Annotated in this window: 12 protein-coding genes; 3 read left to right on the top strand and 9 right to left on the bottom strand. The window is 73.5% G+C overall.

Going from position 1 to position 11,922, the window contains the following annotated elements; genetic code table 11:
- Nucleotides 1-18 precede the first annotated feature (18 nt).
- Nucleotides 19-735 (top strand): GntR family transcriptional regulator, encoded by a 717-nt coding sequence (locus tag ABEB00_RS24395; protein WP_345622269.1) that lies wholly within the window; start codon nucleotides 19-21, stop codon nucleotides 733-735.
- Between the two features lie 25 nt (nucleotides 736-760).
- Here the strand turns inward: ABEB00_RS24395 and ABEB00_RS24390 are convergent, their stop codons facing one another.
- The 7 genes from ABEB00_RS24390 to ABEB00_RS24360 all read right to left on the bottom strand — a co-directional run bounded on the left by ABEB00_RS24390 (nucleotide 761) and on the right by ABEB00_RS24360 (nucleotide 7,770).
- On the bottom strand, nucleotides 761-1,525 hold the full coding sequence (locus tag ABEB00_RS24390) for an ABC transporter ATP-binding protein (protein WP_345622268.1): 765 nt from the start codon (nucleotides 1,523-1,525) through the stop codon (nucleotides 761-763).
- Entirely contained in the window at nucleotides 1,522-2,322 is an 801-nt protein-coding gene (locus ABEB00_RS24385) for an ATP-binding cassette domain-containing protein (RefSeq protein ID WP_345622267.1), read from the bottom strand. Before ABEB00_RS24385 ends, ABEB00_RS24390 begins: the two co-directional genes overlap by 4 nt.
- Complete coding sequence (locus ABEB00_RS24380; RefSeq protein ID WP_345622266.1) at nucleotides 2,319-3,209, bottom strand: ABC transporter permease; 891 nt, start codon at nucleotides 3,207-3,209, stop codon at nucleotides 2,319-2,321. Before ABEB00_RS24380 ends, ABEB00_RS24385 begins: the two co-directional genes overlap by 4 nt.
- On the bottom strand, nucleotides 3,206-4,171 hold the full coding sequence (locus ABEB00_RS24375) for an ABC transporter permease (RefSeq protein WP_345622264.1): 966 nt from the start codon (nucleotides 4,169-4,171) through the stop codon (nucleotides 3,206-3,208). Before ABEB00_RS24375 ends, ABEB00_RS24380 begins: the two co-directional genes overlap by 4 nt.
- On the bottom strand, nucleotides 4,171-5,688 hold the full coding sequence (locus ABEB00_RS24370; RefSeq protein WP_345622262.1) for an ABC transporter substrate-binding protein: 1,518 nt from the start codon (nucleotides 5,686-5,688) through the stop codon (nucleotides 4,171-4,173). The genes ABEB00_RS24375 and ABEB00_RS24370 overlap by 1 nt, the downstream gene beginning before the upstream one ends.
- Nucleotides 5,689-5,735: 47 nt before the next feature.
- Entirely contained in the window at nucleotides 5,736-6,467 is a 732-nt protein-coding gene (locus ABEB00_RS24365) for a DUF1684 domain-containing protein (RefSeq protein ID WP_425586561.1), read from the bottom strand.
- A gap of 355 nt (nucleotides 6,468-6,822) precedes the next feature.
- Nucleotides 6,823-7,770, bottom strand: coding sequence for a MerR family transcriptional regulator (locus ABEB00_RS24360; protein WP_345622261.1), 948 nt, complete (start codon nucleotides 7,768-7,770; stop codon nucleotides 6,823-6,825).
- Nucleotides 7,771-7,863: 93 nt separating this feature from the next.
- Here ABEB00_RS24360 and ABEB00_RS24355 point away from each other — a divergent pair, with 93 nt between their 5' ends.
- Nucleotides 7,864-8,487: a sigma-70 family RNA polymerase sigma factor gene (locus ABEB00_RS24355; protein ID WP_345622260.1), complete on the top strand. Its 624-nt coding sequence runs from the start codon at nucleotides 7,864-7,866 to the stop codon at nucleotides 8,485-8,487.
- Nucleotides 8,488-8,556: 69 nt separating this feature from the next.
- Here ABEB00_RS24355 and ABEB00_RS24350 read toward each other — a convergent pair whose 3' ends face one another.
- The gene (locus ABEB00_RS24350) at nucleotides 8,557-8,886 is read right to left on the bottom strand and encodes a GNAT family N-acetyltransferase (RefSeq protein WP_345622258.1); all 330 of its coding nucleotides are present in this window, start codon (nucleotides 8,884-8,886) and stop codon (nucleotides 8,557-8,559) included.
- Nucleotides 8,887-9,003: 117 nt separating this feature from the next.
- Here ABEB00_RS24350 and ABEB00_RS24345 point away from each other — a divergent pair, with 117 nt between their 5' ends.
- Nucleotides 9,004-10,263, top strand: a complete 1,260-nt coding sequence (locus ABEB00_RS24345) for a wax ester/triacylglycerol synthase domain-containing protein (protein ID WP_345622257.1) — start codon at nucleotides 9,004-9,006, stop codon at nucleotides 10,261-10,263.
- 16 nt (nucleotides 10,264-10,279) lie between these two features.
- On the opposite strand, the gene ABEB00_RS24340 is transcribed toward ABEB00_RS24345, so the two are convergent.
- The gene (locus ABEB00_RS24340; protein ID WP_345622256.1) at nucleotides 10,280-11,536 is read right to left on the bottom strand and encodes a sulfite oxidase; all 1,257 of its coding nucleotides are present in this window, start codon (nucleotides 11,534-11,536) and stop codon (nucleotides 10,280-10,282) included.
- Nucleotides 11,537-11,922 lie beyond the last annotated feature (386 nt).

Raw genomic sequence — 11,922 nt, 5'->3', positions numbered from 1 at the left:
ACCTGGAGGAACACCGTGGTGAAGAGCGCAGGACCGTCCGCCGAGCCGCGCGGTTCCCTGCGCCAGCGTGCCTACGACGTGCTGCGCCGGCGGATCGTCGAGGGCGAACTCCAGCCCGGCGAGCGGCTGGTGGAGCGGGATCTCGCCGCCGAGCTTGAGGTGTCCCGGATTCCGCTGCGGGAGGCACTGCGGCTGCTGGAGGCCGACGGGCTGGTTCTGCTGGTCCCGCACCGGGGCGCGCTGGTCGCGCCGTTCACCCCCGCCGACGTACGTGATCTGTTCGACGTCCGGGAGTCGCTGGAGTCACTCGCGGCCCGGCTCGCCGCGGCGCGTGCGGGTGCCCCGGGACTGGCGCGGCTGGCCGCGCGCCTCGACAGCGCCCGCGTCGCGACCGGGGCCGGCGACCGTGACGCCATCGCCGCGGCGAACGCCGGTTTCCACACCGACATCGTGGAACTCGCCGACAACCCTCTGCTGACCGGCATGATGCGTCCGCTGGAGGCCCGTACCCACTGGCTGTTCCGGCTCACCGCGCAGCGCGATCCGGCCCGGCAGTGCACCGAGCACGAGCGGTTGTACGAGGCGATCGCGGCCGGTGACACGGACCGCGCCGCCGCCCTCGCCCATGAGCACGTCACCGCCGGCCGGGACGTGAGCGTCGCCCTGGCCGCGCGGTGGACCCGCCCGGAGATCGACCCCGAGGCGGTGGCGGCCCGGCGCCGGCGTCGCAGGTGAAGCCGCCGGAGCCGTACGGCGCGCCTCAGACGGGCAGCCGCGGCACGCTGTCGAGGAGACGGCGGGTGTACGGGTGGGCGGGGGCGCCGAGGACCTGGGAGGTGTCGCCCTGTTCGACGATCCGGCCGCGTTCCAGGACGGCGGTGCGCTCGCACAGGGAGGCGACGACGGACAGGTCGTGGGAGACCATGACCAGGGTGAGTCCCCGTTCCCGCTGGAGTTCGGCCAGCAGGTCGACGACCTTGACGCGGGTGGTGACGTCGAGGGCGCTGACGGGTTCGTCGGCGAGCAGGACCCGGGGGTCGCAGACGGTGGCGCGGGCGATGGCGATGCGCTGGCGCTGGCCGCCGGAGAACTCGTGCGGATAGCGGCCGGCGGCGTCGGCGGGCAGCCCGACGCCTTCGAGGGCGGCGGCCACCTTCGACGCGGCGCCGGCGCGGGACTCCAGGCCCAGTGAGCGCAGTGGTTCGGCGACGACGGCACCGACCCGGCGGCGCGGGTCGAGGGAGGAGTAGGGGTCCTGGAAGACGCACTGGACGCTGCGCCTGAAGCGTCGCACCTGCTGCCGGTCGCGCGGGCTGAGGGCGTCCCCGTCGAAGCGGACCGTGCCCGCGGTGGGGCGGGCCAGGCCCAGGAGCAGGCGGAGCAGAGTGGTCTTGCCGGCGCCGGACTCGCCGACCAGGGCGAGGCTCTCGCCGGGGGTCACGGCGAGGCTGATGTCGCTGACCACGTCGGTGCGGGCGCCGCGGTAGCGGGCGGCCACGCCGGTGAGTTCCAGCACGGGGGTCACTGCGTGCTCCTCAGGTCCAGTGCGGACTCCAGCGTGCGGGCGCTGGCGACCAGGTCGCGGGTGTACTGCTCGCGCGGGGCGCCCACGATGTCCTGGACCCCGCCTTCCTCGACGGCCCGGCCGTCCTTCATGACCAGTACCCGGTCGGTCACCTTGGCGACGACGGCGAGGTCGTGGCTGACGAACAGCACGGCCATCTCCCGCTCCCGTACCAGGGTGTCGATCAGGTCGAGCATCTCGGCCTGTACGGACACGTCGAGGGCGGTGGTGGGTTCGTCGGCGATCAGCAGGGCCGGTTCGCAGGCCAGGGCGGCGGCGAGGGCGACCCGCTGGCGCTGGCCGCCGGAGATCTCGTGCGGGAAGGCCGAGGCGATGCGCTCGGGTTCGGGGAGCCGGACCTGGGCGAGGGCGTCGAAGGTGGCGCGGCGCAGCCTGCTTCCCTTCCACCCCGTGCGGCGGGCCAGCGGGCCGGCGATCTGGCGGCCGACGCGCATCAGCGGGTCGAGGGCGGTCAGCGGCTCCTGGAAGACGACGGCGGCGTCCCGGCCCCGGACGGCCGTCAGGCGCTTCTCCGGGGCGCCGACGATCTCGGTCCCGGCGAGGACGACGCTGCCCGTCACCGTCATGCCCGCGGGCAGCAGTCCCAGTACGGCGAGGGTGGTCAGGGACTTGCCGGAACCCGACTCGCCGATCACGCCGAGGCGTTCGCCGCCGGCGACGGAGAAGGACAGATCGGCGACGAGGGGCCGCCCGTCGGCGGCGCGCACCGACAGACCGGAGACGTCGAGCAGGGTCATGACCGCCTCCCGCGGGTCGCCGGGTCCAGGACGTCGCGCAGTCCGTCCGCGATCAGGTTGACGCCGATGACGAGCAGGACCAGGAGGACGCCGGGGGCGAGGGCGCCGGCCGGTGCGGTGGTGAAGGTGGCCTGCGCCTCCTGGAGCATCCGGCCCCAGGAGGCGTTGGGCGGCGGTGCGCCCAGGCCCAGGTAGGAGAGGCCGGCCTCGGCGAGGACGGCGAGGCCGAACTGCAGGGCCAGGTTGACCACCAGGGTGGGCCAGATGTTCGGCAGGACGTGGGCGGCGACCGTACGGGGCCAGGAGGTCCCGGAGGTGCGGGCGGCGGTGATGTAGTCCTGGGTGAGGACCCGTTTGACCAGGATGCGCACCAGCCGGGCGACGACCGCGCTCTGGGCCAGTCCGATGGCGAGGACCGCCGAGCCGAGGGTGGCCGACCGGGCGGCGACCACGAGCATCGCGAGGAGCAGGGTCGGGAAGGCGATGAGGATGTCGAGGAAGGCCGAGAGGGTGTCGTCGAGCCAGCCCTGCGCGAAGGCGGCGAGCACGCCCAGGGTCACGCCGATCAGCGCGGCGACGGCGACGGAGCCGAGACCGGCCCCGAAGGCGATCCGCGCGCCGGTCATGAGCTGGGTGAACAGGTCGCGGCCCAGCTTGTCGGTGCCGAGCAGGTGCCCCTCCCCCGGTCCGGCGAGCCGTCCGCCGGTGGTGTCGTCGGGGCTGAACGGCAGCCACAGGAACGACACGAGGGCGAGCAGGGCGACGAGGCCGGTGAGGACGCAGCCGACGATCAGCGTGCCGGAGGCGCGGCGGGTACGGCGGCCCGCGCCGGGGCCGGCCGGACGGGGCTCGGCCGGCCGGGCGAGGAGGTCGGTGGGGGCCGTCATCGGGCACCTCCGGAGAGGCGGCCGCGCAGCCGCGGGTCGACGATGCGCTGGACGAGGTCGGCGAGGAAGCCGATCAGCAGCACCGCGAGGGTGGAGACGAACAGGACGCCCTGGATGACCGGGTAGTCGTGCTGGCTGATGCCGGTGGCGAGCAGGGAGCCGAGGCCGGGCAGCGCGTACACCGACTCCACGACGACCGCGCCCAGCAGGGTGGAGGCGAGTTCGATGCCGAGGATGGAGATGACGGGCACGGAGGCGTTGCGCAGGCCGTGGCGCCACATGGCGGTGCCGAAGCTCTCGCCGAGGGCGCGGGCGGTGCGCAGGTAGTCGCTGCCGAGCACGTCGAGGGTGGCGGAGCGGACGTAACGGATCAGGGAGGCGCTCATCACGAGGGCGATGGTGACGACCGGCAGGACGAGGGAGCGGACCGCGTCGGCCGGGGCCGCCCAGCCGTCCTGCGGGAAGCCGCCGGAGGGCAGCCAGCCCGCGTTCAGCGCGAACACCGCGATCAGGATCATGCCGAGCCAGAACACGGGGACGGCGATGCCGAGCTGGGAGACGCCGCTGAGCAGGGCGCCGTACCAGGTGCGCCGCTTGTGGGCGGCGACGAACCCGGCCGGTACGGCGATCAGGACCGCGAGGACGAAGGCGGCCAGGGTGAGCGGCACGGTGACGTTCAGGCGGGCGGTGACCTCGGGGCCGACCGGCAGCGAGCTGACGAAGGAGGTGCCGAGGTCGCCGCCGGCCAACTGCCCGATCCAGTGGGTGAACTGCTCGGGCAGCGGGCGGTCGGAGCCGATGGAGTGCCGGGCCGCGGCGATCTGCTCCGGACTGGCGCCGACCGCGCTGAGGGCGTTGGCCGGGTCGCCGGGCAGCAGGCGCAGCAGGACGAAGAGCACCACGCTCGCCAGGGCCAGCGACACCACCAGGAAGGCGAACCGGCGCAGCAGATAGCGCGCCATCAGCCCTTCTTCTTTATGTCGTAGGCGAAGAACTGCGAGTTCAGGCCGTTGAGCGGGTAGCCGGAGAGCTTGGTGTTCGCGACGACGAGCTGCGGATACAGGTACAGCCAGTCGCTGGCCGCGTCCTCGGCGGTCTTGCGGTTGACCTTCTTCAGCAGCGCGGTCTGCTCGTCGGTGCCGGACGCCTCCTCGGCCTCCTTCACCCACCGGGTGACCTGCTTGTCGTCGTAGCCCCAGTAGAAGTCGGGGTTGCCGTACCAGACGAGGTCGCGGTCGTTGACGTGCTCCTGGAGCGTGGCCGTGAAGTCGTGGTTCTGGTAGACCTTGGTGTACCACTCGTCGGGCGTGATCGTGTTGATCTTGACGGTGATGCCGACCTTGGCGAGTTCGGACTTGATGAACGTCGCGGCGGTGGGGTGCGGGTCGTAGTTGGGGGTGTCGAGGGTGAAGGTGAAGCCCTTGGGGTAACCGGCGTCGGTGAGGAGCTTCTTGGCCTCGGCCACGTCGTGGGCGTTGACGTCGGTGAGGTCCTCGTACCAGGGGTCGGTGGGCGGGACCATCGAGCCGATGAGCTTGCCGTAGCCGCCCCAGACGGACTCCAGGAGCTTCTTGTCGTCGATGGCCGCGGAGACCGCCCGGCGGACCCTGACGTCGGTGAACGGCTTGGCCTTGTCGTTGAAGGCGAGCAGCAGCTTGGTCGTCGAGTCGCCGTCGTTGACCTTGTAGTTCCCGTTGCTCTTGAACTGCTCCAGGGCGTCCGGCGACTGTTCGCCGGTGACCACGTCGACGGCGTTGGTCAGCAGCGCGTTGTTCAGCGCGGTGGCGTCCTTGTAGTAGTGGAAGACGACCTTCTTGTTGGCGGCGGCGTCGCCCCAGTAGCCCGCGAAGCGGTCGAGGCTGAGGGCGGAGCCGCGGGTCCACTTGGCGAGGGTGTAGGGGCCGGTGCCGTCCTCGGCCGTCTTCAGGCCCTTCGCCTCGGAGTTGATGATCCAGACGTAGGAGAGGTTGTAGACGAAGGAGATCGACTTCTGCGACAGCGTGACCTTGACGGTCCTGGTGTCGGGGGTGGCGATGTCCTTGACGACCTCCAGGTTGCTCTTGCGGGCCGACTGGGAGTCGTCCGCGAGCACCTTCTCCAGGCTGTACTTGACGTCGGCGCTGGTGAGTTCCTTGCCGCTGTGGAACGTCACGCCGTCGCGGAGGGTGAAGGTGTAGGTGAGGCCGTCGTCGCTGACCCGGTAGTCCTGGGCGAGGAGCTTGTTCACCTCGCCGTCGTCGGTGAGCCGGAACAGGCCCTCGTAGACGTTGCCGTTGAGTGCCTCGGTGACGCCCTGGCCGCCGCCCGCGGTGTTGTCGAGGTTCTGCGGCTCGTAGAGCGAGCCGATGTCGACGGTGGCGTTCTTGTCCCAGGTGCCGCCGGAGGCGCCGGAGCCGGTGGAGCCGCCGCAGGCGGTGAGGGCGACGGAGAGGGCGGCCGCGGTGGTGATCGCGTACAGGGGGGTCTTGCGCAGAGACATGGTGTGGGTGCCTTCGGGCTGCGGGGAGGGGGAAGCGGGAGGGACGATCAGTGCTGCGCGGAGAAGCCGTCGCGGAAGACGGGCCGCTTCTCGCCGGCCTCGACGGCCAGGTGGAGGCGGTTCTGCCGCGGCGGCATCGGACAGTTGTACTGATCGGAGAACCCGCAGGGCGGTACGAAGGCCCGGTTGAAGTCGAGGACCACCCGGTGTGCGTCGTCCGTGCGCTCCACGAAGAGGAAGCGGCCGGCGCCGTAGGTGGTGTCACCGTTGGTGGGGTCACCGAGGACGAGCAGGAGGGTGCCGTCGTCGTCGAAGGCGCTGAGGGTGTAGTCGCGGCCGTCGATCGTCAGGGCGATGTCACCGGGGACCACCAGGTCACGGGTGCCGCCGTTGTCGCGGATGTGCTCGAAGGCGACACTGCGGGCGCCGGGGACCGGGGTGTAGGTGGCTTCCAGGACCCACGCCGGGTCGTACGGGAAGACGTCCATGTGGTCGAAGGCGGTGAGGGCGGGGGCGGCGGCGTCCCAGAAGCGCAGTCCGTGCTCGGGTTCGCCGGTGACGAGGTCCGTGCGGGACAGGGCGGTGACGGTCACGGTCTCCGGGAGGCCGGCGCGGGCCGCGTCCGGGTCAATGCGCTCGCCCGCGGGCAGCCAGCGGGTCTCCACGAGGGCGAGATTGCCGGTGGGGGCGGTGAGCGCCGTGCGGCGCGCGGCACACCAGGCGTTCCACTCCTCCACGGGGTCGGCGGAGGTCGGAGCGGTGGCGGCGGGCTCGTGCACGGCGTACTCGTCATTCGGCTAGGAGGGAGGCCATCGCTGTCGATGCCGGAGCGTGAGTCGATGGCCAAAGCAGGTTCTTTATCAGCCATAAGGGTATCTAATGTCAAACGCCCGTTTCACCTGGTGAGACGGGCGGGGGGGCCGGACGGGCGCGGACGGGCGCGGGGGAGGTGTGCGGCGGGTCAGGAGTGGAACCAGGGCCTGCCCGCAGGGTCGGGTTGCTCAGGCCGTTCGAGGTCAGCAGGAGATTCATCGGGCGAGCGAATCACGGTCGCCGCCCGCGTGCAACGCGCACCGGGCTCCTGGCAGCGGCAGGGAGCGGGGGGCCGGGAGCGGGGAGCGGAGGGCGGGCGGATCAGCGCGACACCGCCGACTCCACCGCGGCCACGGCCTCCGCCAGGCCCGGCGGGCGCGGCAGGTCCGGCACGGTCCGGCCCGCCCAGCCCGGACCGAGCGTCAGGACGACCGGCTTGCCGCGGGCGCCGCGCACGCCCCACTCCATCGCGGCGACATGCTGGGCGAGGGGGCGGCTGGCGGTGCTGCGGGACTGCGCCCACAGTCCCACCACCGCCGGGCCGGTCCTGCGGACGGCCGCGACGAGCGACTCGGCGGGCAGGGCGGCGCCGAACATCCGCACCGGGAGGCCGCGTTCGGCCAGCGCGGCGGCCAGCACCTCCAGCGGCAGGGTGTGGTTCTCGCCCGGCACACAGGCGAGCAGTGTGGTGGCGCGGGGCCGGCCGGCGGCGGCGGGGGGCGCGCCGCGCCGCAGTGCTCCGGAGACGTGCCAGGACAGGAAGTGCTCCACCTCGACGTATCTGTCCCCCGAGGTCTCCCACTTGCGGCCGACCGCTTGCAGGGTCGGCATGATCACCTCGGTCCAGGCGGCGACCAGGCCGTGCTTCTCCATCGCCGCCTGGAGCAGTGCGTCGAGGGCGGCGGCGTCCAGGCGCAGGGCGGCCCGGGCGACGCCCTTGCACTCCTGGCGGGCATCGCCGAGCCGGAGCCCGCCGGCGGGGCGGGCGGGGCGGCCCGGGCGGGCGGAGCCGGCCCGGGCCTGTGCCACGTCGCCGCGGGCCACGCGGGCGGCTTCGGCCGGGGGCAGGCCGGTCGCCGTCAGCGCGCACATCCGCTCCAGCCGCGCCACGTCCGTGACGGTCCAGCGCCGGTGCGTGCCGCCGGCGCGGTCGTCGGGGCCGAGACCGTAGCGGTGGTCCCAGGTGCGGATCGTGGTGGGCGCGACGCCGAGCCGCCTGGCCACCTCTCCGGTGGTCAGCCCGCCGCCGCGCCGCACGTCCTGGCCCATGACCCCAGCTTACGACGCACAAACGACGCACGTTGTCCGCGTCGTTCCGGCGACCAACACTGGGAGCCGACGCACGGCAGGAGGAACCAGGTCATGAGCGTGAGCACCCGGCCCGCCACCGTTCTCGCCCCGCCGGTGGAGGAAGCGCGGTACGAGGAGGAACTGGCCCATGGCCTCCGGGCCGACGACGAGGTCGTCTTCGCGGTGATCTACCGGCGTTGGGGTTCACTGGTCCACACGATGGCCGCCCGCTCGCTCGGGGACGCCCATGAGGCCGAGGACGTGACCCAGCAGGTCTTCCTCGGTGCCTGGCGCGGACGGCACACCTTCCACCCGGAGCGGGGCACGCTGGGGGCCTGGCTGGTCGGCATCACCCGCCGGAAGATCGTCGACGCGCTGGCCGCCAGGACCAGGCGCCTGCACCTCTCCGAGGCGGCGGCCCACGGCACCGGCGTGCCGCCGCGTCCCGAGGCGGCGGCACCCGACGACGTGCTGGACCGGGTACTGCTGACCGGCGAGCTGTCCCGATTGCCACACCCTCAGCAGCAGGTGCTCTGCCTGACGTTCTACGAGGACCTGACCCAGGCCCAGATCGCGGAGCGGACGGGGATGCCGCTCGGCACGGTCAAGAGCCACGCCCGGCGCGGACTGCACCGGTTGCGCCGGGTGATGGAACAGGTCCCCGCCATGTCGCCTGCCGCCCGACACCGGGCGTGACCGCCCGGGCGGACGGCGGGCCGCCCGGCGAGGGCCGGTGGTCGGCACCGGCGGGGGCCGGCCGGCGGGTCAGTCCGTCACCCGGCTCCGGTTCTGGTAGGCGAGGTCGCGGTACTCGGGGTGGCGGGCCATCCAGGCCGCGATGAACGGGCAGGTGGCCAGCACCGCGAGCCCCCGTTCGCGGGCGTCGTCGAGGACGGCGCGGGCGAGGGCGGAGCCGAGGCCCAGGCCGTTGTGGGCCGGGGCGACCTCCGTGTGGGGGTACACGACCAGCGCGTCCGTGCGCAGATAGTCGGCGAGGCCCACCCGTTCGCCGTCGAGGCGGATCTCGAACCGGGAGGCTTCGGGGACGTCGACGATCTCCACCCTGGCGGCGTCCGGCGGGTTCTGAGCGGGCATGCGTGTCTCCGGTGATCTGGTGGGGGAAAACACCGAGCATAAGGGGTGCCGGCGGGTGTATCGACACGTACGCCTCGTGCCCGTGTTCCCCCTCCCGTTGCCGTCGTTGTCCTCTACGTGCACGTCATCAGACCTATCGACCGGGCCTTCTTCGGCCTGCCCGCGGAGCACGCTCCCGTCACCGGCTTCTTCTTCGACTTCCTCGGCCCGCCGCCGCCGTTCGAGCGGTGGCGGGAACGGGTGTCGCTGCGGGCGGGCCGGCTTCCCGTACTGGCCCGTGCGCGGCCGTCCCCCGGTGCCCGGGTGTGGGCGCGGCGCGGTACGCCCCTCGACATCGACGCCCATGTCCAGCAGGCCGAGCTGCCGCGGGGGGCGGGGAGTCTCGCCGCCGCCTACGAGCGGCTTCGGTACCTGCCGCTGCCGGACGCCGGTGAGCCGCCCTGGGACTGTCAACTGCTGACCGGGCGGGACGGGCCGCCGGGGTTCCGGGTGTGCTACCGGGTCCACCACGGTCTGCAGGACGGGGTCGGCTCGGCGCACAGCGCGCTGGAACTGCTCGCCGACACGCCCGTCCACGGGCCGCGGCTGCACCCGCCCGCCGATCCTGGCCTCGGGGCGCTGCTGCGGGCCGCCTGGTACCTGGCCGCTCCCCTGCCCCGGCTGTTCTCCGCCCGCGCGGCTCCGGCGACCGCCGCCGGGGGTGACGCGAGCCGCCCGTGCCTCGGCCACCGAGACGTTCCGCTGGCGGTACTGCGCGCTCTGGCCGACGGGTACGGCGTGACGGTCAACGACGTCTGCCTGGCGGCGCTCTCCCTGGCGCTGAACGCCGGGAAGCGGGCGGCCGGGAGCGCGGCAGGACCGGCCCGGGACCCGGCCGGCCCGCGGTCGGTGCTGACCATCATGTCCACGCGCCGCCCGCACGAGCGGCACGCTCCCGGCAATCACATCGGTGCGCGGCCCCTGGTGCTGCCCGGCCGGGCGGTCACCCTCGACGCGGCGGTCGCGGCCGTGCGCCGGCAGACGCAGGCGGTCCGCGCCGAAGGGCGCGACGCGGCGCGTGTGCTGCTCGGTCTGCCGTGGCCGCTCGGCCCCGGGCCGCGACTGCTGCGGACGCTGCTCGGCCCCCGGCTGCACCCCCTGGCCACCAGCAGCATCACGTTCCCCGAGGCGTTCACCTGCTTCGGTGCGCGCCTGGAGGCGGCCTCCATGTTCATGGCGGTGGGTGAGGGCAGTCCCGTCTACCTGTCCTTCACCCGCACCCCCGGAACGGTCCGCTGCACCGTCGTCACCGATACCCGCAGACCCGGCGCCGCCGCCCTGCCCGAGGAGTGGGAGCGGGTCCTCGCCGGTTCCGCCGGCCGGTTCGACACCGCGTGACCGGCCCGGCCCGGCCTCATTCGACCCGTACCGGGTGCCGCACGACCGCGTCGAACAGATAGCCCTGGGTGTTGGCGACGGTGGCGTCCGGCTGGGTGCGGCCGGCGCTGTCCGTGGCCCTGGCGAGCAGCGTGTGCGGACCGGTGGCGGCCGGCCGCCACCGGGTGGACCAGCGGACCCAGCCGTCACGGCGGGGTGTGTCGTGCAGGTGGGCCTCGCCCCAGGTGGTGCCGCCGTCGGTGCTGACCTCGACGCGTACGACGCCGCCCGCCCCCGACCAGGACCGGCCGGTGAGCCGGTGGGTGGTGCCGGCGGTCAGGGTCGCCTCCCGGTCCAGCTCCCAGGCGCTCTTGACGGTCTGCCGGGTCAGCGGAGCGCTGCCGCCTGCGGGGTGGGCGTCGCCGAAGAGGCGGTAGAAGTCGGTGTTCCAGGGTGAGTAGAGCGGCTGTGCGGAGACCTCGATGTCGCCGACCCACTTGAGGGAGGCGATGCCGATCCAGGAGGGCACCAGGACGCGCACGGGGTGCCCGTGGTCGGGCGGCAGCGGTTCGCCGTTCATCTCGTGGACGAGCAGCACGTCGTCGAGCGCCTTGGACAGCGGCAGCGGACGGCGGACCCGGCCGAGGTCGGTGCCGTCGGCGAGGACGTAGGGGGCGTCGAGCCCGCGGGGCATGACGTCCACGGCCCGGCGGTCGAGACCCGCCCGCCGCAGCACGTCCGCGAGGCGGACGCCGCGCCAGCGGGCGGCGCCGATCGCGCCGAGGGTCCACGCGGTGCCGCTGACGGTCTGCCCCTGCTGGCTGGTGAAGAGGCTGCGTCCGTTGCCGGCGCACTCCACGAACGCGCTGTGGGAGACCGCCGGGAACTGCTTCAGGTCGTCGAGGGAGAACTCGGCCGGGCGGCCGTTCCTGAGGCCGTCGCCCCAGACGGTGAGGGACCAGTCGGCGGCGGTGAGGACGGGCGTCGTGGTGTGGTTGCGGACGAAGAAGCGGTCGTTGGGGGTGTGGTAGCCGGTGCCGGCGAGCGCGGCGAAGCGTGTCTCGGCGTTGGTGCCGCGGACGGTGAACCACTCGTCGGGCAGCGGTTTGACGATGCCGGGCGCGGTGGCCGCGGCCGCCGGTGCGGCAAGTGCCGCCGGGGCGGCGGCACCGGCGAGTCCGGCCGCCGCGAGGAGCCGGAGCATGTCACGGCGCGAGACACCGTCGGCGCGGGCCTCGCCGGCCAGCCACTGGCGCAGTCTGCGACGGTCGTAGGCGGATTCGGAGGTACGCAAGGCGGCCTGCCTTTCGCGGAGGAGCACGGTGCGTCCGTACAGCACCCGTACGGAGCAGCCGTACAGCGGGGTGAGGGGTGCGCGAGGTGGGGGCAATGTCCGTGGCCGGGGCTTCGCGCAGGTGTGGTGCACGCTTGCGCGGGACGGACGATGGGGTTATGCGGCGAGGATCAACAACAGCCGTGCGGGGCGACGAGCGCGCGGGACCGCGAGGCGGTGGGGCGGCGTCGGCTGAGGATCATGCGGCCATCGTAGGGGAAGGAACCGTGCGCGCGGGCGGGAACCGGCGCAGAGAGGCGGGCCGGGCGTTCGCGGCCCCGGGAAGCCCGGCCGCTGCCGCGCTTCCCGGGGGGAGTCGGGGGCTCGACGCCCCCTGGACCGGCTCT

It is taken from the genome of Streptomyces ziwulingensis (assembly GCF_039542605.1).
Classification (GTDB): domain Bacteria; phylum Actinomycetota; class Actinomycetes; order Streptomycetales; family Streptomycetaceae; genus Streptomyces; species Streptomyces ziwulingensis.
This window is presented reverse-complemented; position numbering and strand designations above follow the sequence as displayed.

What these genes read in the sequence shown, in the direction of transcription:
- ABEB00_RS24385 (WP_345622267.1), bottom strand. Translation starts at nt 2,322, where the DNA reads ATGACCCTGCTCGACGTCTCCGGTCTGTCGGTGCGCGCCGCCGACGGG.
- ABEB00_RS24380 (WP_345622266.1), bottom strand. Translation starts at nt 3,209, where the DNA reads ATGACGGCCCCCACCGACCTCCTCGCCCGGCCGGCCGAGCCCCGTCCG.
- ABEB00_RS24375 (WP_345622264.1), bottom strand. Translation starts at nt 4,171, where the DNA reads ATGGCGCGCTATCTGCTGCGCCGGTTCGCCTTCCTGGTGGTGTCGCTG.
- ABEB00_RS24370 (WP_345622262.1), bottom strand. Translation starts at nt 5,688, where the DNA reads ATGTCTCTGCGCAAGACCCCCCTGTACGCGATCACCACCGCGGCCGCC.
- ABEB00_RS24360 (WP_345622261.1), bottom strand. Translation starts at nt 7,770, where the DNA reads ATGGGCCAGGACGTGCGGCGCGGCGGCGGGCTGACCACCGGAGAGGTG.
- ABEB00_RS24355 (WP_345622260.1), top strand. Translation starts at nt 7,864, where the DNA reads ATGAGCGTGAGCACCCGGCCCGCCACCGTTCTCGCCCCGCCGGTGGAG.
- ABEB00_RS24350 (WP_345622258.1), bottom strand. Translation starts at nt 8,886, where the DNA reads ATGCCCGCTCAGAACCCGCCGGACGCCGCCAGGGTGGAGATCGTCGAC.